Below are 20,025 nucleotides of genomic sequence, written 5' to 3'. Positions count from 1 at the left end.
AGCCAAGTAATTGCAATCTATTACATAATAGATGCTACGCTCTGCTATTCCGCCCTGCGCACATCGTCGATGAAGCTCCTTACATTCAGTTCCCTCTTCCCGAACACGGTTAAACCCAGCCACGGCATCTTTGTCGAAACAAGATTGCGTTACCTGCTCGCCAGCGGCCAGGTCGAATCGAAAGTCGTCGCGCCCGTGCCCTGGTTCCCGTCGCAGCACCCGCGTTTCGGCGATTACGCGGCCTTCTCCAAGGTGCCGGCGCGTGAAACCCGCTACGACATCGAGGTCACGCACCCCCGCTACCTCGTCATTCCGAAGGTCGGGATGACGGCGGCGCCGTGGCTGATGGCCCAGGCCTGCAAGAAAGAGATCGGGCGCATCATCGACGAGGGCTATGACTTCGACGTCATCGACGCGCACTATTTTTATCCGGACGGCGTGGCCGCGGCGATGCTGGGCAAGTATTTCAACAAGCCCGTCGTGATTACGGCCCGCGGTACCGACATTAACCTGATTCCGCAGTTCACGCTGCCGAGAAAACAACTCATGTGGGCGGCAAACAACGCGGCCGGCATGATCACGGTGTGCCAGGCGCTGCGCGAAGAGATGATCGGTCTGGGCATTCCGGGCGACCGCATCGTCGCGCTGCGCAACGGCGTCGACCTGCAGCGCTTCGTGCCGATGGACCGCGCGGCCGCGCGCGCCCAGCTGGGCATCGACGGCTTCACCGTCATTTCCGTCGGCGTGCTCGACCCGCGCAAGGCGCACGACCTGACCATCGGCGCGCTGCCGATGCTGCCGGACGTGAAACTGCTCATTGCCGGCATCGGCCCGGAGCGCAAGAAGCTGGAAGCGCTGGCCGCCAGCCTGGGCGTGACCGACCGCGTCAAATTCCTCGGCGCCGTCGCGCAGACCGAGCTCAAGCATTACTACAACGCGGCCGATGCGATGATCCTCGCGTCCAGCCGCGAAGGCTGGGCCAACGTGCTGCTCGAATCGATGGCCTGCGGCACGCCGGTCGTTGCATCCAACGTGTGGGGCACGCCGGAAGTCGTGGCCAAGCCGGAAGCCGGCGTGCTGATGAAGGAACGCACGGCGAAAGGCATCGCCGACGCCGTCACGGAACTGCGCCGCAACTACCCGGACCACGCCGCCACCCGCCGCTATGCCGAGGGTTTCAGCTGGGACGACACGACCAATGGCCAGCTGACGTTGTTTTCGCGCATCATCAACAGCCGCGGCACCTTGCCGACCGGCAACCGCGCCGTCGCCTGACGAGATTCCCGCGCGTCCCGGCGTCGCACCGGGCCGCGGGAGGGTTATACTGGACCGCAGTCCCCTTTCGCTCATCACCCATGCGCTCCAGCTTCAAGAACGTTGCCCTGGTCACCCTCGGTGTGATCCTCGGGGTCGGCGTCACGATGCAATATTCGGCCCTGGCCCACAAGCCGGTGGACGGCATGCCCATCGAAGGCCTGCACCAGCTGGCGCATGCCTACAACACGATCAAGGCCGGCTACGTCGAGCCTGTCGAAGACCGCAAGCTCCTCACGCAGGCCATTTCCGGCATGGTGGGCGCGCTCGACCCGCACTCGGCCTACCTGGACCGCAAGGCCTACCGCGAACTGCGCGAAGGGACCGAAGGCAAATTCGTCGGCCTGGGCATCGAGATCAACCAGAGCGAAGAAGGCTATGTCCGCATCGTCACCCCGATCGAGGATGCCCCGGCCGCCCGCGCCGGCATCCAGGCGGGCGACCTGATCACGCACGTCGACGGCGCGGCGGTGAAGGACATGGACCTCGACGAGGCCATCAAGCGCATGCGCGGCGAGCCGCACACGAAGGTCGTGCTCACGGTGTTGCGCAAGAACGCCCCGGCGCCGCTGTCGTTCACGATCGTGCGCGACGAGATCGTGCAGAAGAGCGTGAAGGGCAAGATCGTCGCGCCCGGCTACGCGTGGGTGCGCGTGTCGCAGTTCCAGGAACCGACCGTCGACGATCTCGCCAATAAACTGGCCGCGCTGGCGCGCGCGGAGCCGAACCTGAAAGGTCTCGTGCTCGACCTGCGCAACGACCCGGGCGGCCTGCTGCAGGGCGCGATTGGCGTCTCCGCCGCGTTCCTGCCGAAGAATGCCGAGATCGTCTCGACGAACGGCCAGCTGGACGATTCGAAGGCCCGCTTCTACGGCAGCCCCGAGTACTACCTGCTCAGCCGCGGCAACGATCCGCTCGACAAGGTGCCGGATCTGTTCAAGACGGTCCCAATGGTCGTGCTCGTGAACACGGGTTCGGCATCGGCATCGGAAATCGTCGCGGGTGCGCTGCAAGACCATAAACGCGCCGCCATCGTCGGCAGCCAGACGTTCGGCAAGGGGTCCGTGCAGACGATCCGCCCGCTGGCCGGCGACACCGCGGTGAAACTGACGACGGCGCGCTATTACACGCCCAGCGGCCGTTCGATCCAGGCGCGCGGCATCGTGCCCGACGTCCCCGTCGACGAGAACGCCGACGGCGACGGCCTGAACGCCCTGCGCATGCGCGAAGCCGACCTGCAGCACCACCTCAAGAACGACACCAGCCGCGCGGGCGAGGAAGCGACGAACCACGACGACATCGAGGAGCAGATGCGGATCCTCGCCGCCGAGCGCACCCGCAAGCCGCTGGAATTCGGCAGCGCGGACGATTTTCAGTTGACCCAGGCGCTGCACCATCTGCAAGGCCTGCCCGTACAGTTATCCAAACGCGCCACGCCGCCCGCCTCGCTCGCCCAACAGGCTCACTGATTCCGCACAACGCCTGTACTGACGGGCTTCCTGTGGAATGGAGCCTCGGTTCCCACCGTCAGTACGATTGTGTAGAATCGCCTGATTCAGGGAGTGTTGCCTCCCGTTATTGTCCATGAAAGCTAGCCAAACATGAAACCTGTCGTCATCAGCGGCACCGGCCTGTTCACGCCACCGAATTCGATCTCCAACGATGAGCTGGTGACGGCGTTCAACCAATACGTCGAGCTGTTCAACGCCGAGCACGCCGAGAAGATCGCGGCCGGCGAGGTTACCGCACTGGAACCGTCCAGCAGCGCCTTCATCGAAAAAGCGTCGGGCATCAAGTCGCGCTACGTGATGGAAAAGGCCGGCATCCTCGACCCCACGCACATGACGCCGCGCATCAAGGAGCGCGCCGACGAGGAACTGTCGCTGCAGGCCGAGATCTGCGTGGCCGCCGCCCGTGAAGCCCTCGCCCGCGCCGGCCGCACGCCGGCCGACATCGACATGGTCCTGGTCGCCGCCAGCAACATGCAGCGCGCCTACCCGGCGATGGCCGTCGAGGTGCAGGAAGCGCTCGGCATCGACGGCTACGGCTTCGACATGAACGTGGCCTGCTCGTCCGCCACCTTTGCGATCCAGACCGCGGCGGCCGCCGTCCAGACGGGCCAGGCGCGCGCCGTGCTCGTGCTCGACCCGGAAATCACGAGCGCCCACCTGAACTTCCGCGACCGCGACAGCCATTTCATCTTCGGCGACGCGTGCACCGCGATGGTCATCGAAGCGGCCGACACGGCGACGAGCGCCCACCAGTTCGAGATCCTCGATTCGAAACTCAAGACGAAGTTCTCGAACAATATCCGCAACAACTACGGCTTCATGAACCGTTTCGATGAAGACGGCATCGGCCAGCCCGATAAACTGTTCCGCCAGCAGGGCCGCAAGGTATTCAAGGAAGTGTGCCCGATGGCGGCCGCGATGATCCGCGACACCGTCGAGCACGCGGGCCTGAAGATCGAGGACATCGCCCGCTTCTGGCTGCACCAGGCGAACCTGAGCATGAACCAGCTGATCGTGCGCACCCTGCTGGGCCGCGACGCCACGCCGGACGAAGCGCCGGTGATTCTCGACCGCTACGCGAACACGTCGTCGGCCGGCTCGATCATCGCGTTCCACTCGCACCAGGACGACCTGCCCAGCGGCGCACATGGCGTGATCTGCTCGTTCGGCGCGGGGTATTCGATCGGCTGCGTCGTCGTGCGTAAAAGGTAGTTCCAGTCCTACAAAGGTGCGCTCCCTCTTCCTCTGGAATAGCCCGTTCCCCGCGCGCATGATCCTCTTGTCAGCCCAGCTCACAGGAGGATCAAATGTCGAAACAAAAAGGACCGGACACCACGCATTCGCGCGGCATCGCCAAGGAAAAAACCGTCACCGTCGCGCAAGACAGCCAGCAGCCGCGTGCGCCGGGCTGGGTGGCGCCGGGCAGTGCCAACGTGCAGTCGGCCAATATCGAACAGCTGGGCGCATCGCTGCGCGCGCGCGGCTCGCTGCAGGGTAGTCTCAACGACAACGTGGGCGGCCAGCGCGGTGGCGCCGGTGCGCAGCAGGCCGGCTGGAGCGCCCGCCAGAGCGCCCAGCGCATGCAGGCGCGCGGCGAGGAAGACCGCCTGAACGCATCGCGCCAGTCGGGCTACGGCGGCATGGAACAGCAGCAGAAAGGCGGCTCGCTGGAATCGGCGGCGGGCTCCCGGCAGAGTGATCTCGACACGCCGCGCCAGGGTGACCAGACGGCGCAGCCGGCGTCGGGTTCCCGCAGCAAGAAGAGTAAAAAAGGCAGCAGCGGCGCGGGGCAATAAGCGTCGTTACGCCTGGCCTTCCGCCTGCAGCGGCGCAGCGGCGGCGGCGCTCGTGCGGCGCTCGCCGTTCAGCCAGCGCCGCACCGGATCTTCGTACAGGTAGAACGCCACGACGCCGACCAGGATCCCGATCACACCAGCCAGCTGGCGCTGCAACAGATGGTTCTGGTACGCCACGTACGCCAGTTGCTGCCAGACGTACACCGAAAACGAGCAGATCCCGAACCAGCGCAGCACCCCCACGGACAGCGCGTTGCGCAGCAGCGCCGGCGCGGTCCCGACATAGTTGATGGACACGGCCAGCAGCAGCGGCCCGAGCGTGATCGCGAGGATCGGCAGGCCCGTCCAGGTGAAGCACACGGCGCCGAGCGCCAGCGTCGCGGGAGCAATCCAGGCCGCGCCCGTGTGCAGCGCCGGCACCTCGTGCCGCCACGCGCGCAGCGTGGCCGACGCAATCAGGCCCAACGCCGCGCATTCCGACCGTGCGAACCACGGCGATGCGCCGCCGGGTGGATAAAACGTGTAGTAGAGGTTAAGGCCGAGGCACGCGAGCGTGCTGAGCGCCAGCAGCCAGGTCCTCTTGACGCCGGCGGCCCCGGCCACGAGGGCCAGCAATGCCAGGTAGATATAGCTGTGCTCTTCGACGTTCAGCGACCAGAAATGCCCGATCTGCCAGGCGCCCGACCAGATACTGACGTCGGCCGGATAATAAGTGCGGGCAAACAGCAGCGTCGAGACCAGTTCGTCGGTCCGCACCTCGTACGGCTTCTGATACCACGCCGCGCCCGCCAGTGCGAACGCCGCGGCGACATACAGCCAGTACGTCGGAACGATGCGGCTGATGCGGCGTTTAAAGAAGCGGCCCAGCGGCACGTTCTTGACGAACAGGAGTTCACCCATCAGGTAGCCGGACAGCGCGAAGAACAGCGCGACGCCCAGCCTGCCCCCGCCACCGAGGCCGAAGTGCGATTGCAGGACGAGCACGATCGCAAGGCCGCGCCAACCGTCGAGGTACGGAATCGTTTTGGGGGATGTGGACATTGTCAGGCCGAAACAGAGGGATCAGCCATGCAACTTATCATCTATTTGCCAATATGTTAACTTGAATTCTATCCAATAGTTGCGAATACGCTACGTCCTACAGCCGCGCCGCCAGCTCCGCCCCTTCGCGGATCGCCCGCTTCGCATCCAGCTCGGCCGCCAGTGCCGCGCCGCCGATCTTGTGGAACGCCGGTCCGCCCTGCTGCCCTTCCGGCGGCATCAGTTCCGCCAGGCTTTCCTGCCCGGCGCAGATCACCACGTTGTCCACTTCCAGCAATTTCGCCTGCCCGCCCACGGTGATGTGCAGGCCCGCGTCGTCGATGCGGTCGTACTGCACGCCCGCCAGCATCGCGACGCCGTTGCGGGCCAGCGTGGCGCGGTGCACCCAGCCCGACGTCTTGCCCAGGCCCGCGCCCGGACGCGTCGCCTTGCGCTGCAGGAGCCAGATGCTGCGCGCGGGCGTCACGCCATGCGGCTTCACGAGGCCTCCCGGTGCGGCCACGTCCAGGTCGACGCCCCATTCGCCGGCCCAGTCCGCGACGGGCTGCGGGCGCGGCGCGTTGGCGTCGTGGACCAGGAACTCCGCCGTGTCGAAGCCGATGCCGCCGGCGCCGATGATCGCCACGCGCGGGCCGACGGGCGCGCGGTCGCGCAGCACGTCCAGGTAGGACAGCACCTTCGGATGAGCTATGCCCTCGATGCGGGGACGGCGCATCGTGACACCGGTGGCCACGATCACGTCGTCATAGCCGGCCGCGACGAGTTCCTCGCGCGTGACGCGCTGGCCGAGCCGCAGTTCCACGCCCGTCAGCTCCAGCTGGCGGCCGAAATAGCGGATGGTTTCCGCGAATTCTTCCTTGCCGGGGATGCGCATGGCGATGTTGAACTGGCCGCCGATCCGCTCAAGCGCATCGAACAACGTGACGGCATGGCCGCGCTGCGCCGCCACCGTCGCGGCGGACAATCCGGCCGGCCCGGCGCCGACGACGGCGATGCGCTTGCGCTGGCGTGTCGGCGTGTACACCAGTTCCGTCTCGTGGCACGCGCGCGGGTTCACGAGACAGGTCGCGCGCTTGTTGGCGAACGTGTGGTCCAGGCACGCCTGGTTGCAGGCGATGCACGTGTTGATGCGGTCCGCGTGGCCCGCCGCGGCCTTGTTCACCCAGTCGGGATCGGCCAGGAACGGCCGCGCCATCGACACCATATCCGCGCTGCCCTCGGCCAGCAGGCGCTCCGCGTCGGCCGGCATGTTGATGCGGTTCGACGCGACCACAGGAATCCTGACGGCATCCCGAAGCCGCGCCGCGACCGACGCAAAGGCAGCGCGCGGCACCGACGTGACGATGGTCGGGATGCGTGCCTCGTGCCAGCCGTAGCCCGTGTTGAGGATCGTGGCGCCGGCGTTCGCCAGCGCCTGGGCCACCTGCACGACCTCGTCCCACGTGTTGCCGCCGTCGACGAGGTCCAGCACGGAGTGGCGCACCATCACGATGAACTCGCGCCCGACGGCCGCGCGGATGCGGCGCACGATCTCCACCGGCAGGCGCATCCGGTTCTCGATGCTGCCGCCCCACGCGTCCGTGCGGCGGTTCGTGCGCGCGCACAGGAACTGGTTAATCAGGTAGCCCTCGCTGCCCATCACCTCGACGCCGTCGTAGCCGGCCTTCTGTGCCAACGTCGCGCAGCGGACATAGGCCGCGATGGTCGACTCGATGCCGCGTGCCGTCAGCGCGCGCGGGCGGAACGGAGAAATCGGCGACTTGACGTTCGAGGCCGACACGACGAGCGGCTGGTAGCCGTATCTGCCCGCGTGCAGGATCTGCAGCAGGATCTTGCCACCCTCTTCGTGCACGGCGCGCGTGACGCGGCGGTGATTGAACACGTCACCGCGGAAGTTCAGCGTGCCGCCGAAAGGCAGCAGCCAGCCCTGGCGGTTCGGCGAGATGCCGCCGGTGACGATCAGGCCCGCGCCGCCGCGCGCCCGCTCGCGGTAGAACGCGGCCAGTTTCCCGTAGTTCCAGAAGCGGTCTTCCAGCCCCGTGTGCATCGACCCCATGATCACGCGGTTCTTCAGCGTCGTGAAGCCGAGGTCGAGGGGGGACAGCAGGTGCGGATAAGCGGTGTCGGGGAGCGAGGCGGTCATGGGCACGACGTAAGTGATGATCCCGGAATTACACCGGGATTTCCTGGAGCCGTGGTTCTAATCGCAACACGCGCGAACGTCAGGCCGGATAACTCTCCGGCGTGCGCAGTTCCGCGAACTGCTCGATGCTGCCGATGCGCACCGTGACGGGATTCAGGCTCGTATGCGGCGCCAGGGAGCGCCACGCGAACTTCCACTCCTTTTCGCGCGCGTCGGAAATCGGGCGGGAAAAGGCCGAGCCCAGGCGCGAGCGGATGCCGTATTCGACCTGGCCGTCGATGCCGGCCCAGTTGGGCAAGGCGCGCTGGACGGCGCGGTGCAGGCGCTCGCCGAATTCTTCCGTGTTGTGGATGACGAGGCAGCTGTCGGCCGGGCCGAGGACGTCGAACAGGCCCCGGTTCCACGCCGTGGAAAACGACAGGGTCAGGAAACCGTTCTCGGGCTGGAGCTTGAACTGGCCGGTGGACAGCGCCAGTTCCAGCTCGGCGCGCAGGCCGTAGCGGTGCAGGGTGGGGGGACGTTGATAGTCGTTCATGATGGTCTCGATTCGTAAAAACTAGTCCGGCCCGACCGGCGCGTCGTGACGGTGGATACGCATGTAGCGGAACGAGACGGACACTTCGCGCAGCAGGAAAATGAAGCTGGCAATCAGGGCGACCATGGCCACCACGAACATGCCGGCGATGTAGCGGTCGAGCGGCAGATTGGTGGTATCGCCGAGGAACAGGCAGGCGATGATCACGCAGATCAGGAAGCCGCAGCCGGTACTGGCCGTGATCGCATAATTGATCAGCCGCCAGCGCTGGTACAACACGTCGAGCTCCTCGCTGCAATCCGGATCCGGCCCCTTGCGCAATTCGATCTTGAGGTCGCGCGTACGGTCGATGATGCGCGCGAGGCGGTTCATCAATACCGTCAGCTTGGTCGCCACGCCGGTCAGCAGGAACACGGGCGCGATCGACAGCTGGATGACATGGCCGATGTCGTTGGTCTGGATATTCATGCGGGTAGCTTGTCGTTATTGTAAGAAGCTGGGGACAGTGTAGCAGGCGGCGGCCTCTGTCCGAATCGACGCCGTTTCAATCGAAACGGCCGTGTCGCTTGAACTGTTCCGTGGCGGCGACGAGGGCGCGGGCGATGCCCGCTTCCAGCGCGCCGTGGCCGGCGTCCGGGATCATGCGAAGGCGCGAGCCGGCCCAGGCCTGGTGCAGGCGGTACGCGGACAGCGGCGGGCAGATCACGTCGTAGCGGCCCTGCACGATCACGGCCGGCAGGTGGGAGATACGGCCGACGTCGCGCAGCAGCTGGTCGGGTTCGAGGAAGCCGCCGTGCGCCATGTAATGCGATTCGAGCCGGCCCACGCCCAGGTCGAGCGTGTCGGACGCGTGCTCTTCTTCCTGCGGCAGCAGGAACACGCGGCGCCCCTCGAAGCGGCTCCACGCGCGCGCGGCGGGCCAGTACTGCTGCGGATCGTCGCACAGCAGGCGCTTCGTGTACGCCTTCAGCAAATCGCCCCGTTCCTCGACGGGAATCGGCGCGATGAATTCGTCGTACAGCTCCGGATAGAACCACTGCACGCCGTACAGGAAGAATTCGATCTCGGCCGGCGTGCACAGGAAGATCCCGCGCAGGACGAAGCCGAGGCAGCGCTCCGGGTGCGCCTGCCCGTAGGCCAGCGCCAGGGTCGAGCCCCACGAGCCGCCGAACACGAGCCAGCGCTCGATGCCGAACATGGCGCGCAGGCGTTCGATGTCCTCGATGAGCAGCTGCGTCGTGTTGTTGCGCCACTCGCCCAGCGGCGTCGACTTGCCGGCGCCGCGCTGGTCGAACAGGATCACGCGGTAGGTGCTCGGGTCGAAGAAGCGGCGGTGCTGCGGCGACAGGCCCGCGCCCGGACCGCCATGCAGGAACACGACGGGGATGCCGTTCGGGTTGCCCACTTCTTCCCAATAGATCGTGTGCAGGTCGTCCACGGCCAGCATGCCATGACGGTTCGGGAGGATGGGCGGGAACAGCGACGGCGGGGTGGCGGGCATGATCGGTCAACGAAAAAACGACAACCGATTGTAGCCTACCGCCCGGCCATTCTAGAAGAAAGTGTTGAGCGCGAAGCGTACCGCGTAGTCGTCGTCCACGGCCAGCAGCAGCGGCCAGCGGTCGAACGTCGTGCACGGATGCGAGATGCCGCAGCCGACCAGGCCCCCCACCGCGAGCATCTCGCGCACCGGGCCTTCCGGCAGGCGCAGGTACGCGTGCTGGTCGTTCATCTTGACGATCTCGCAGCCGTCCGGCAGCGCGTGCGCGGCGCCGGGACCGGGCCGGTGGTGCCACAGCGGCACCGGCAGGCCGGCATCGTGCGACGCGTCGCGCTTGCCCATCGTGAGGATCGCGAGGCCCGGTTCGGGACGCGACTGCACGACGCTCCAGATCTCCAGCGCCGGCCGCAGGCCCGCATCCGGTTCGACGCCTTCGCGTGCGTCGAGCGCGGCGATGTGGCGCTGGTACATGCCGTGGTCGCTCGTCAGGTAGCAGCCGCTGCGCAGCACGGGCACGAGCGGCAGCGACAGGCCGTGCAGCTCCTGGAAGCCGCGCGCGACGAGGTCGAAGTACGACGAGCCGCCCGCCGTCACGAGGATCTCGCGCGTGCCGAACAGGCCTTCGTCGTCGGCCTCGCGCACGAGCGCGCACAGGCGCGCGACGAAGCTGGACACGGCGCGCAGGTCGGCATCGTGGTCGTCCGATACCAGCAAGCCTTCATAACCTTCGAAGCCGGCCAGCACGAGACCCGGTGCGCGCTCGATGGCCCGCGCCACCGTCAGCGCTTCCTCCGGCGTGCGGCAGCCCGCGCGCTTGCCGGACAGGCCCAGTTCGACCAGCACGGATAAAGGACGCGTGAGCGGATGCGCATCGACTTCCTCGGCCAGGCGCGCCACGCCCGCGAGCGAATCGGCCAGCACGACGCATTCGAAGCCCGGATCCTCGTGCAGCAGCTGCAGCACCATGCGCACGTCGCTGCGCGCGACGAGCTGGTTCGCGACGAGCACGCGGCGCACGCCGAAGCGGTGCGCCACCCGCACCTGCACGGCGTTCGCCAGCGTGATGCCCCAGGCGCCGTTCGCGAGCTGGGCGCCGAACAGCTGCGGGCACATCGTCGTCTTCCCGTGCGGCGCGATGCGCACGCCGTGGCGGTCGCAGAAATCGCGCATCCACTCGAGGTTGTGGCGCAGCGCGGATGTTTTCAGTACCGCGACGGGAAAACTCGTATCGCCATGCAGCACGTTCCAGCCCTGCACGCCGATCGCGCCCTGGCGCAGCGGCGCCGTCAACGGCAAGCCCTTCACGCCGGGCTGCAGCATCTGTTCTTCGAGGCTGGACAAGGCCAGCGCGCCGTGCGGCAATGCGTTCATGGTGTTTCCCTTCGCAACTCGTCCTCGAGGTCGACGCGCAGCAGGCCCGGCGTCGGCATCACGCCTTTCGAACCGGGCGTGCGGAAGATGCCGGGCAGGAGGTCGTCCTGCTGCAGCTGGGGCAGCAGCTCGGATAATAGCTCGTCCAGCGAAAAGGCTTGCGGTTCATAGCCATCCCATTCGAATTCCGCGCACAGCCGCGCGAACTCCTCGTCCGGCCACATCGCGAACACGAGCGTGCCGTCGTCCTTCTTCGCCAGCGCCCAGCCGTTGCGGTACAGGCCCCACACGGTACCCGACGCGGCCACCCGCTTGACGAAATATTCATAGCGTTGCGGCGCCGGCAAGCGCACCACGGCCTTCACTTGTTCAGCATCGATCATTCACTTTCCCCACGCGCGCCCGGCGGCGGCCGTCGGGACGAGCATACGACACCTTGGCCCCTGCACGGCGCGCAAGCCAACACCGGGGTCAGAGCCCGTTTTTTGGAAATTGCCCAAAATCGGGCTCTGACCCCGGTGTTCAGACGCGAAAAAAAACACCGCCCGGAGGCGGTGTCGATGCGTCGCAAGCGCGGCCGCTTACTGCATGTGCTGGCCGCCGTTGATGGCGATGTTGGCGCCGGTGACGAAGGCGGCTTCGTCCGACGACAGGTACGCGACCAGGCCGGCCACTTCTTCCGGCTTGCCCAGGCGGCCCATCGGGATCTGCGGCAGGATCTTCGATTCCAGCACTTCGGCCGGGATGTCGGTGACCATCTTGGTGCCGATGTAGCCCGGCGAGATGGTGTTCACGGTGACGCCCTTGCGCGCCACTTCCAGCGCCAGGGCCTTCGTGAAGCCGTGGATGCCGGCCTTGGCCGCCGAGTAGTTGGTCTGGCCGAACGCACCCTTCTGGCCGTTGACGGACGAGATGTTGATGATGCGGCCCCAGCCGCGCTCGACCATGCCGTCGGCGACGGGCTTGGTCATGTTGAACACGGAATCCAGGTTGGTCTTCATGACCGCATCCCAGTTGACCTTGTCCATCTTCTTGAAAGTCATGTCGCGCGTGATACCGGCGTTGTTGACCAGCACGTCGACGGCGCCGACTTCCTGCACGACCTTGGCCACGCAGGCCTGGGCGGAGTCGTAATCGGACACGTCGCATTCGTACGCCTTGAAGTCATGGCCCTGTTCGCGCATCGCAGCAAGCCAGCCTTCCGCTTTCTTGCTGCCCGGCGAGTACGTCGTCACGACCTTGTAGCCGAGCGCCGCCAGCTTGATGCAGATCGCTTCACCCAGGCCGCCCATGCCGCCGGTCACTAATGCCACTCTAGCCATTGTCTTCTCCTAGTTTTTGCACACACTTGTTAACTACGGTTACCGGCACGGCGCCCCAACGATGGCGCCGTGCGGTGTTTAATCGCGCTCGACTGCCAGGGCAACGCCCATGCCGCCGCCGATGCACAGGGCAGCGAGGCCCTTCTTGGCGTCGCGGCGGACCATTTCGTGCAGCAGGCTCACCAGCACGCGCGCGCCCGAGGCGCCGATCGGGTGGCCCAGCGCGATCGCACCGCCGTTGACGTTGATCTTCGACGTGTCCCAGCCCATCTGCTTGTTGACGGCGACGGCCTGGGCGGCGAACGCTTCGTTGATTTCCATCAGGTCGACTTCTTCGTGCTTCCAGCCGGCCTTTTCCAGCGCCTGGCGGGCGGCGTCGACGGGGCCCATGCCCATGATGGCCGGGTCCAGGCCGGCCGACGAATACGCCTTGATGCGGGCGATCGGGGTCAGGCCCAGTTCCTTCGCTTTCGAGGCCGACATCATGATCACGGCGGCGGCGCCGTCGTTCAGGCCGGAGGCGTTGCCGGCGGTGACGCTGCCCTCCTTGTTGAAGGCCGGACGCAGGCTAGCCAGGCCTTCCAGCGTGGCGCCGTGCTTCGGATACTCGTCGGTATCGAACACGGTGGTGCCCTTCTTGGAGGCGATCTCGATCGGGATGATCTCGTCCTTGAACTTGCCGGCCTTTTGCGCGGCTTCCGCCTTCAGCTGCGACTGCAGCGCGAATTCGTCCTGTTCCTGGCGCGAGATGTCGTACTTGCGCGCGACGTTCTCGGCCGTCACGCCCATGTGGTACTGGTTGTAGACATCCCACAGGCCGTCGACGATCATCGTGTCGGTCAGCTTGGCATCGCCCATGCGGAAGCCGTCGCGCGAACCGTTCAGCACGTGCGGCGAGGCGCTCATGTTTTCCTGGCCGCCGGCGATCACGATCGAGGCGTCGCCGCACTTGATGGCCTGGGCCGCCAGATGGGTGGCGCGCAGGCCGGAACCGCACACCATGTTCAGGGTGAACGCCGGCACCTTGTCCGGCAGGCCGCTCTTGATGACCGCCTGGCGCGCCGGGTTCTGGCCGACGCCGGCCGTCAGGACCTGGCCCATGATGACTTCGCTGACCGCGGCCGGGTCGATGCCGGTCTTCGTCAGCAGGTGCTTGATGACCTGGGCGCCTAGCTCGGCAGCCGGAATTTTTGAGAGCGTGCCACCGAACTTGCCGATTGCAGTACGGCCTGCGGCCACGATTACGACATCTTCCATATCAATCTCCGGTATCCCGGCCCCAGCGGCCGGGGTTCAATGAGTGGACAGCCCTGCTGTCGGCCTTTTTCTGCCCAGGCCTGGAAGAATTCGAACACCAGCACAACGCGCGCTTGAGGAAGCGCAATCTCCGCTCAAGCTTGGACAGAAAGCCAACAATATTAGTGACCTCGCTTAAATCTTGTTTAAGCAAAATCAATCTTATCAGCTTATTCATCGGAAAAAACAGCCTTTTTATTGATTTTGCTTAAGGCTGAGCATCTTTATCAGACATTATTTTTGTTCAGGAAACAGGAGTTTCCAGTCATCCAAACCCGAGCCAAAACCCTTTTCCGTTGAGTGAAATTTCACAGTAGAATGCACGGGCTAAGCCAACCACATTGATTTATGCCCAAAAGCTCGAGCTCCCTGCCCATCGAAATCAAGATCTCCACGGTCGTGGCCATTTCGACCATCCTGCATTCGGCCGATCCGATCGCGATCGATGCCGCGCTGAAGCAGATGACCGGGGGTGTGTCGGATTTTTTCGAGGATGAATTTGCCGTCATCGACGTCGCCGGCATCGCCGACGACGCCGCGCACATCGATTGGGAGGCGCTGGTCGCGCTGCTCAGGAAGTACCGCCTGAACGCCGTCGCCGTGCGCGGCGCGCCGGCCGCGCTGCACGACGTGATCCGCGCCCATGACCTGTTCCTGGACGACGGCACCAGCGGCTTGCAAACGAGCGCCGGCCGCGAACGGGAGATGCCCGCGGCACCGGTCGAAACGGCAGAGCCCACCGCCGAACCTGCACCATCGCCCGCGCCGGCCCCTGCGGCACCGGTGCACGCGATGATCGTCGACACGCCGGTCCGTGCCGGCCAGCGCATCTACGCGCGCGGCACCGACCTGATCGTGACCGCCGTCGTGAACAATGGCGCCGAGCTCATCGCCGACGGCAGCATTCACGTGTACGCGCCGCTGCACGGCCGCGCGCTGGCGGGGGCGTCGGGCAATGCGGGCGCGCGCATCTTCGCGCTGCAGTTACAACCAGAATTGGTGTCAATCGCGGGCGTTTACCGGACGTTCGACGAAGGTTTCCCGGCAGAGGTCGCACGCCAGCCGGCACAAATCCGTTTGGTCGGCGACCGAATCGATATATCATCGCTGGGTTCGGCGACCCGCAATTAAGGCGCGCCCCTGTACCAGCACTGACCAGATACTGAAAAGGACACAATTTTTTCATGGCAAGAATTATCGTTGTAACGTCCGGTAAAGGTGGTGTGGGCAAGACCACCTCGAGCGCAAGCTTCTCGACCGGCCTCGCACTGCGCGGCCACAAGACCGTCGTCATCGATTTCGACGTCGGCCTGCGCAACCTCGACCTGATCATGGGTTGCGAACGCCGCGTCGTGTACGACCTGATCAACGTCATCAACGGCGAAGCGAGCCTGACCCAGGCCCTGATCAAGGACAAGCACTGCGACAACCTGTTCATCCTGCCGGCTTCGCAGACGCGCGACAAGGACGCGCTGTCGGAAGAAGGCGTGGAAAACGTGCTGAACGAGCTGGTCAAGATGGACTTCGAGTTCATCATCTGCGACTCGCCGGCCGGCATCGAGCACGGCGCCCTGATGGCGCTGACGTTCGCCGACGAGGCGCTGATCGTCACCAACCCGGAAGTCTCGTCCGTGCGCGATTCCGACCGCATCCTCGGCATCCTGCAAGCGAAGTCGCGCCGCGCCCAGAGCGGCGGCGAACCGGTCAAGGAACACCTGCTGATCACCCGCTACTCGCCGCGCCGCGTGGAAAACGACGAAATGCTGTCGTACCAGGACGTGCAGGAAATCCTGCGCATCCCCCTGCTCGGCATCATTCCGGAATCGGAAGCCGTGCTGCACGCGTCGAACCAGGGCAACCCGGCCATCCACTTCAAGGATACCGACGTGGCCCAGGCCTACCAGGACGTCGTGTCCCGCTTCCTGGGCGAAGAGATCCCGCTGCGCTTCACCAGTTACGAAAAGCCGGGCTTCCTGCAGCGTCTGTTCGGAGCGAAGTGACATGCCTCTGCTCTCATTCCTGTTTCCCAAGAATCAGAAAAGCGCGACGGCGGCCAAGGAAAGGCTGCAGATCATCATCGCCCGCGAACGCAGCGGCCGCGGCGGACCGGACTTCCTGCCCGCCCTGCACCGCGAGCTGATCGAAGTGATCTCCAAGTACACCAAGGTCAACGCCGAGGACATCAAGATTTCCCTCGACCGCCAGGGCAACCTGGAAGTGCTCGACGTCAACGTCGTCCTGCCGGACGCCTGATTCCGTCTTTCCGCCGCGCCGGGGTGTTCACGCCGGCGCGGCTGCCACCTCGCGCGCGACGCGCGTGCAGGCGTCGATGTGCTGGTAGCCCATCTGCCTGAATAGCGCAAAGCCGATCGCGGCCGACGCGACCTGCCCCGCCAGCGGCACGATCTTCGCCGCCGACTTGGCCGCCAGCTTGGCGCCCGACTTCTGCAACAGCTTCAGCACCAGTTCCTTCGTCACGATCTTGCCCACGAGCGTACTGCCGATGGCCGCCACGGCCTGGTAAGTGGCGATGCGCATGCGCGGCTGCAGCCGGTCGATCTGCTCCGGCGACAGGCCGAACGCCCGGTTGATCTCTTCCACCATGACGGCAAAGCTGGACAGGTCCGCGACGATGTCCACGCCCGGCACCGGGATCACGGATACGCCCGCCGAAATGGCCGCGCGCTTGCGCACGAGGCCGCGGCAGCGTTCGCGCACGCGTTCGATGTCCTCGCTGGAGACCGGCAACAGGGCCAATTCGCCGTCCTGACTCTTCTTCTTGAACATGTTAGCTCCTCAACCACAATGTTGAAGTTAGTGTAACCGGGAGTTTGTCTCCGGCCTGACACAACTATGACGCAATTTCCCAACGAAAATGTGAATTTATCTGAGGCATCGGTAGCTTTGCGTTTTAAAAGTCTGATATATTTAGTGACATTGTAGGAATGTTCCTACAGTGACGTCCTACAGTCCCACAGCCGAGACAGCCTGAACATCATGAGAATATCCGTACTGGACAACGACACGACCCAGGCAGAACTCATCTGCCAAGTTCTGAACGGAGCTGGGCACAGCTGTCAAGCATTTGACAGTGGTAAAGAATTGCTGGGGCAACTCCGCAAGGACAGCACCGACCTGCTGATCGTCGACTGGCAAGTGACCGACGTCCCGGCGGCGGAACTCCTGCGCCGCGCCAAGGAAAAACTGGCGCCGAATACCCCGACGATGTTCCTGGCCGGCAGCTCGGCCGAAGACGACATCGTGGCCGGCGTCACGGCCGGTGCCGACGACTACCTCGTCAAGCCGCTGCGCCGCGGCGAGCTGGTCGCACGCACGCAGGCCCTGCTGCGCCGGGCGTACCCGTCGCAGAATGGTGCCGAACAGTTACAGTTCGGTCCGTACGTGTTCGAGACCCGCCCCGGCCGCCTGATGATGGACGGCGAGCAGATCGACGTCACGCACAAGGAATTCAACCTGGCGCTGCTGTTTTTCCGCAACCTGGGCCGTCCGCTGTCGCGTGCGTACATCCATGAATCGATCTGGGTGCGCGAAACGGCCGTCCCGTCGCGTACGATGGACACGCACGTTTCGCGCGTCCGCAACAAACTGCGCCTGCGTCCGGAGAACGGTTTCCGCCTCGTGCCGGTATATAGCTACGGCTATAGGCTGGAAAAGCTGGGCGCGTGAAACCCTGACGCCGTAGGGGTATAATGGGCGCGCTGCCCAATTTTTGATCACCCATGCAACTGCTCGCCGTCGGCCTCAATCACACCACAGCACCGGTCTCGCTGCGCGAGCAACTGGCGCTGGCGCCTGAGCAGCTGGGCGACGCGGTGCAGGCGGCGCGCGGGTGGTTTTCAAAATTTAATACCCGCGGCGAAGACGAAGCGGCGCTGCTCTCGACGTGCAACCGCACCGAGATGTACGCCGCCAGCTGCGCACCCGACCCGCTCGATGCATCCGCGCGCTTCCTCGCGGACTACCACGACCTGAATTTCGCCGAACTGCGCCCGCATTTGTACATGCTGCCGCAGCACGACGCCGTGCGCCACGCGTTCCGCGTCGCCTCCGGCCTCGATTCGATGGTGCTGGGCGAGGCCCAGATCCTCGGCCAGATGAAGGATGCCGTGCGCGTCGCCGACGAGGCGGGTGGCCTCGGCACCTATCTGCACCAGCTGTTCCAGCGCAGCTTCGCCGTGGCGAAGGAAGTGCGCTCGACGACCGAGATCGGCGCGCACAGCGTGTCGATGGCCGCCGCCGCCGTGCGCCTGTCGGAACGCATCTTCGATCGCGTCAGCGAGCAGAACGTCCTCTTCATCGGCGCCGGCGAGATGATCGAGTTGTGCGCCACGCACTTCGCCGCCCACAATCCGAAGTCGATCACGATCGCCAACCGCACGCTGGCGCGCGGCGAAGCGCTGGCCGCGCGCTTCAACGGCAGCGCGATCGGTCTCGCCGACCTTTCCGAACGCCTGGCGCAGTTCGACGTCGTCATCGCCTCCACCGGCTCCACCTTGCCGCTGATCGGCAAGGGCCTCGTCGAACGCGCCATCAAAGCGCGCCGGCACCGGCCGATGTTCATGGTCGACCTGGCCGTCCCGCGCGACATCGAGCCGGAAGTGGGCCGCCTGAACGACGTGTTCCTGTACACGGTCGACGACCTGGCCGAGGTGGTGCGCACCGGCGTCGAAAGCCGCCAGGCCGCCGTCGCCCAGGCCGAGGCCATCATCGAGACGCGCGTGCAGTCGTTCATGCACTGGATCGGCGACCGCGCCGTGGTGCCCGTCATCCGCGACATGCACGAATCGAGCGAAGCGATGCGCCTGGCCGAACTGGAACGGGCGCGCAAGCTGCTCGCCAAGGGCGAAGACATCGAGACGGTGCTCGACGCCCTGTCGAAGGGCCTCACCGCGAAATTCCTGCACGGCCCGCAACAGGCCCTGCACCGCGCCCAGGGCGATGAACGCGCCCGCCTCGCGAGTTTGCTGCCCCAGCTGTTCCGCGGCCGCCGTTAGCGGCCTGCACTCCTTCGCCGTACCCGCGTGCCGCTTCCCGCGGCTTGTCCGCTGTCATTCCGATAAGAACACCCTATGAAACCATCCATGCTGGCCAAGCTGGACCAACTGGCCAACCGCCTCGTCGAACTGGACGAACTCCTGATGTCCGAGGGCGCCACCGCGAACATGGACAGCTTCCGCAAGCTGAATCGCGAACACGCCGAACTGAGCCCGCTGGTGGCCGTCTACCGCCAGTACCAGACCGCGCAGGCCGACATCGACGCCGCGCAGGAGATGCTCGCCGACCCGGACATGAAGGAATTCGCGCAGGACGAGATCGACGCGGCGAAGGCGCGCATGGCGGAACTGGATCTCGAGCTGCAGAAGATGCTGCTGCCGAAGGACGAGAACGACGAGCGCAACATCTTCCTCGAGATCCGCGCCGGCACGGGCGGCGACGAATCCGCGCTGTTCGCGGGCGACCTGCTGCGCATGTACACGCGCTATGCGGAGCGCAACCGCTGGCAGGTGGAGATGGTGTCGGAATCGCCGTCCGACCTGGGCGGCTACCGCGAAGTCATCGTGCGCATCGTCGGCCAGGGCGCCTACTCGAAACTGAAATTCGAGTCGGGCGGCCACCGCGTGCAGCGCGTGCCGGCGACGGAGACGCAGGGCCGCATCCACACCTCCGCCTGCACCGTCGCCGTGATGCCGGAGGCGGACGAAGTGGAGGACGTGCAGATCAATCCGGCCGACCTGCGCATCGACACCTACCGCGCTTCGGGCGCCGGCGGCCAGCACATCAACAAGACGGATTCCGCCGTCCGCCTGACGCACCTGCCGACCGGCATCGTCGTCGAATGCCAGGACGACCGCAGCCAGCACAAGAACAAGGCGCAGGCCATGAAAGTCCTCGCCGCGCGCATCAAGGACGTGCAATTGCGCGAGCAGCAGAGCAAGGAAGCGGCAACCCGTAAAAGCCTGATCGGCTCGGGCGACCGCAGCGAGCGTATCCGCACCTACAACTTCCCGCAGGGCCGCCTGACCGACCACCGCATCAACCTGACGCTCTATAAACTGGACATGATCATGGACGGCGACCTGGCCGAACTGACGAACGCCCTGTCGGCCGAGCACCAGGCCGAACAACTGGCGGCGCTGGGGGATTGATCAACAACAAACCGGGGTCAGAGCCCGT

At 65.4% G+C, this 20,025-nt stretch carries 20 protein-coding genes; 10 read left to right on the top strand and 10 right to left on the bottom strand.

The features are described from left to right. Positions 1-69 precede the first annotated feature (69 nt). From ASD28_RS23210 to ASD28_RS23195, 4 genes are all read left to right on the top strand, one after another. Positions 70-1,275: a glycosyltransferase family 4 protein gene (locus ASD28_RS23210; RefSeq protein ID WP_056134038.1), complete on the top strand. Its 1,206-nt coding sequence runs from the start codon at positions 70-72 to the stop codon at positions 1,273-1,275. A gap of 80 nt (positions 1,276-1,355) precedes the next feature. Then, entirely contained in the window at positions 1,356-2,783 is a 1,428-nt protein-coding gene (locus tag ASD28_RS23205) for a S41 family peptidase (protein WP_056134035.1), read from the top strand. Positions 2,784-2,915: 132 nt separating this feature from the next. Beyond that, positions 2,916-4,037: a beta-ketoacyl-ACP synthase III gene (locus ASD28_RS23200; protein WP_056134032.1), complete on the top strand. Its 1,122-nt coding sequence runs from the start codon at positions 2,916-2,918 to the stop codon at positions 4,035-4,037. Positions 4,038-4,132: 95 nt separating this feature from the next. After that, a complete protein-coding gene (locus ASD28_RS23195; RefSeq protein ID WP_056134029.1) occupies positions 4,133-4,621 on the top strand; it encodes a hypothetical protein in 489 nt (162 codons plus the stop codon). A 6-nt stretch (positions 4,622-4,627) separates the two neighbouring features. On the opposite strand, the gene ASD28_RS23190 is transcribed toward ASD28_RS23195, so the two are convergent. The 9 genes from ASD28_RS23190 to ASD28_RS23150 form a co-directional block, all read right to left on the bottom strand. Continuing rightward, entirely contained in the window at positions 4,628-5,662 is a 1,035-nt protein-coding gene (locus ASD28_RS23190) for an acyltransferase (RefSeq protein ID WP_056134027.1), read from the bottom strand. 97 nt (positions 5,663-5,759) lie between these two features. Then, positions 5,760-7,805, bottom strand: coding sequence for an NADPH-dependent 2,4-dienoyl-CoA reductase (locus ASD28_RS23185; protein WP_056134783.1), 2,046 nt, complete (start codon positions 7,803-7,805; stop codon positions 5,760-5,762). 79 nt (positions 7,806-7,884) lie between these two features. Then, positions 7,885-8,340: a hypothetical protein gene (locus tag ASD28_RS23180; protein WP_056134025.1), complete on the bottom strand. Its 456-nt coding sequence runs from the start codon at positions 8,338-8,340 to the stop codon at positions 7,885-7,887. A gap of 21 nt (positions 8,341-8,361) precedes the next feature. Continuing rightward, positions 8,362-8,808, bottom strand: a complete 447-nt coding sequence (locus tag ASD28_RS23175; protein WP_056134022.1) for a DUF2721 domain-containing protein — start codon at positions 8,806-8,808, stop codon at positions 8,362-8,364. 76 nt (positions 8,809-8,884) lie between these two features. Next, a complete protein-coding gene (gene pip, locus ASD28_RS23170) occupies positions 8,885-9,841 on the bottom strand; it encodes a prolyl aminopeptidase (RefSeq protein ID WP_056134018.1) in 957 nt (318 codons plus the stop codon). 51 nt (positions 9,842-9,892) lie between these two features. Next, a complete protein-coding gene (locus ASD28_RS23165; RefSeq protein ID WP_056134015.1) occupies positions 9,893-11,212 on the bottom strand; it encodes an amino acid deaminase in 1,320 nt (439 codons plus the stop codon). Continuing rightward, positions 11,209-11,595: a DUF2750 domain-containing protein gene (locus ASD28_RS23160; RefSeq protein WP_056134013.1), complete on the bottom strand. Its 387-nt coding sequence runs from the start codon at positions 11,593-11,595 to the stop codon at positions 11,209-11,211. Before ASD28_RS23160 ends, ASD28_RS23165 begins: the two co-directional genes overlap by 4 nt. Before the next feature lie 198 nt (positions 11,596-11,793). Further along, on the bottom strand, positions 11,794-12,534 hold the full coding sequence (gene phbB, locus ASD28_RS23155) for an acetoacetyl-CoA reductase (protein WP_056134010.1): 741 nt from the start codon (positions 12,532-12,534) through the stop codon (positions 11,794-11,796). Positions 12,535-12,612: 78 nt separating this feature from the next. After that, the gene (locus tag ASD28_RS23150; RefSeq protein ID WP_056134007.1) at positions 12,613-13,791 is read right to left on the bottom strand and encodes an acetyl-CoA C-acetyltransferase; all 1,179 of its coding nucleotides are present in this window, start codon (positions 13,789-13,791) and stop codon (positions 12,613-12,615) included. A 387-nt stretch (positions 13,792-14,178) separates the two neighbouring features. Here ASD28_RS23150 and minC point away from each other — a divergent pair, with 387 nt between their 5' ends. From minC to minE, 3 genes are read left to right on the top strand one after another with little or no spacing between them, the layout of a single operon-like run. Continuing rightward, a complete protein-coding gene (gene minC / locus ASD28_RS23145) occupies positions 14,179-14,961 on the top strand; it encodes a septum site-determining protein MinC (protein ID WP_056134005.1) in 783 nt (260 codons plus the stop codon). Positions 14,962-15,014: 53 nt separating this feature from the next. Beyond that, complete coding sequence (minD, locus tag ASD28_RS23140; RefSeq protein ID WP_056134002.1) at positions 15,015-15,830, top strand: septum site-determining protein MinD; 816 nt, start codon at positions 15,015-15,017, stop codon at positions 15,828-15,830. Between the two features lies 1 nt (position 15,831). Beyond that, entirely contained in the window at positions 15,832-16,083 is a 252-nt protein-coding gene (gene minE, locus ASD28_RS23135; RefSeq protein ID WP_036231293.1) for a cell division topological specificity factor MinE, read from the top strand. A gap of 27 nt (positions 16,084-16,110) precedes the next feature. Here minE and ASD28_RS23130 read toward each other — a convergent pair whose 3' ends face one another. Next, positions 16,111-16,617, bottom strand: coding sequence for a DUF697 domain-containing protein (locus ASD28_RS23130; RefSeq protein ID WP_056133999.1), 507 nt, complete (start codon positions 16,615-16,617; stop codon positions 16,111-16,113). 210 nt (positions 16,618-16,827) lie between these two features. Here ASD28_RS23130 and ASD28_RS23125 point away from each other — a divergent pair, with 210 nt between their 5' ends. The 3 genes from ASD28_RS23125 (at position 16,828) to prfA (ending at position 19,997) form a co-directional block, all read left to right on the top strand. Further along, positions 16,828-17,517: a response regulator transcription factor gene (locus ASD28_RS23125; protein WP_056133996.1), complete on the top strand. Its 690-nt coding sequence runs from the start codon at positions 16,828-16,830 to the stop codon at positions 17,515-17,517. Between the two features lie 53 nt (positions 17,518-17,570). After that, positions 17,571-18,845 carry a glutamyl-tRNA reductase gene (gene hemA, locus ASD28_RS23120; protein WP_056133992.1) on the top strand — a complete coding sequence of 425 codons (1,275 nt, stop codon included), beginning with the start codon at positions 17,571-17,573 and terminating at the stop codon, positions 18,843-18,845. Positions 18,846-18,920: 75 nt separating this feature from the next. Beyond that, positions 18,921-19,997: a peptide chain release factor 1 gene (gene prfA, locus ASD28_RS23115; RefSeq protein WP_056133989.1), complete on the top strand. Its 1,077-nt coding sequence runs from the start codon at positions 18,921-18,923 to the stop codon at positions 19,995-19,997. The last annotated feature ends 28 nt before the right edge of the window (positions 19,998-20,025 follow it).

Source organism: Massilia sp. Root133 (assembly GCF_001426525.1).
In the GTDB taxonomy this organism is placed as follows: domain Bacteria; phylum Pseudomonadota; class Gammaproteobacteria; order Burkholderiales; family Burkholderiaceae_D; genus Telluria; species Telluria orientalis.
Note: the sequence above shows the minus strand (reverse complement) of the source record. Positions and strands in the feature narration are given on the sequence as shown.

Coding starts and splice junctions, on each gene's coding strand:
- ASD28_RS23210 (WP_056134038.1), top strand. CDS start 70: ATGAAGCTCCTTACATTCAGTTCCCTCTTCCCGAACACGGTTAAACCC.
- ASD28_RS23205 (WP_056134035.1), top strand. CDS start 1,356: ATGCGCTCCAGCTTCAAGAACGTTGCCCTGGTCACCCTCGGTGTGATC.
- ASD28_RS23200 (WP_056134032.1), top strand. CDS start 2,916: ATGAAACCTGTCGTCATCAGCGGCACCGGCCTGTTCACGCCACCGAAT.
- ASD28_RS23195 (WP_056134029.1), top strand. CDS start 4,133: ATGTCGAAACAAAAAGGACCGGACACCACGCATTCGCGCGGCATCGCC.
- ASD28_RS23190 (WP_056134027.1), bottom strand. CDS start 5,662: ATGTCCACATCCCCCAAAACGATTCCGTACCTCGACGGTTGGCGCGGC.
- ASD28_RS23185 (WP_056134783.1), bottom strand. CDS start 7,805: ATGACCGCCTCGCTCCCCGACACCGCTTATCCGCACCTGCTGTCCCCC.
- ASD28_RS23180 (WP_056134025.1), bottom strand. CDS start 8,340: ATGAACGACTATCAACGTCCCCCCACCCTGCACCGCTACGGCCTGCGC.
- ASD28_RS23175 (WP_056134022.1), bottom strand. CDS start 8,808: ATGAATATCCAGACCAACGACATCGGCCATGTCATCCAGCTGTCGATC.
- pip (WP_056134018.1), bottom strand. CDS start 9,841: ATGCCCGCCACCCCGCCGTCGCTGTTCCCGCCCATCCTCCCGAACCGT.
- ASD28_RS23165 (WP_056134015.1), bottom strand. CDS start 11,212: ATGAACGCATTGCCGCACGGCGCGCTGGCCTTGTCCAGCCTCGAAGAA.
- ASD28_RS23160 (WP_056134013.1), bottom strand. CDS start 11,595: ATGATCGATGCTGAACAAGTGAAGGCCGTGGTGCGCTTGCCGGCGCCG.
- phbB (WP_056134010.1), bottom strand. CDS start 12,534: ATGGCTAGAGTGGCATTAGTGACCGGCGGCATGGGCGGCCTGGGTGAA.
- ASD28_RS23150 (WP_056134007.1), bottom strand. CDS start 13,791: ATGGAAGATGTCGTAATCGTGGCCGCAGGCCGTACTGCAATCGGCAAG.
- minC (WP_056134005.1), top strand. CDS start 14,179: ATGCCCAAAAGCTCGAGCTCCCTGCCCATCGAAATCAAGATCTCCACG.
- minD (WP_056134002.1), top strand. CDS start 15,015: ATGGCAAGAATTATCGTTGTAACGTCCGGTAAAGGTGGTGTGGGCAAG.
- minE (WP_036231293.1), top strand. CDS start 15,832: ATGCCTCTGCTCTCATTCCTGTTTCCCAAGAATCAGAAAAGCGCGACG.
- ASD28_RS23130 (WP_056133999.1), bottom strand. CDS start 16,617: ATGTTCAAGAAGAAGAGTCAGGACGGCGAATTGGCCCTGTTGCCGGTC.
- ASD28_RS23125 (WP_056133996.1), top strand. CDS start 16,828: ATGAGAATATCCGTACTGGACAACGACACGACCCAGGCAGAACTCATC.
- hemA (WP_056133992.1), top strand. CDS start 17,571: ATGCAACTGCTCGCCGTCGGCCTCAATCACACCACAGCACCGGTCTCG.
- prfA (WP_056133989.1), top strand. CDS start 18,921: ATGAAACCATCCATGCTGGCCAAGCTGGACCAACTGGCCAACCGCCTC.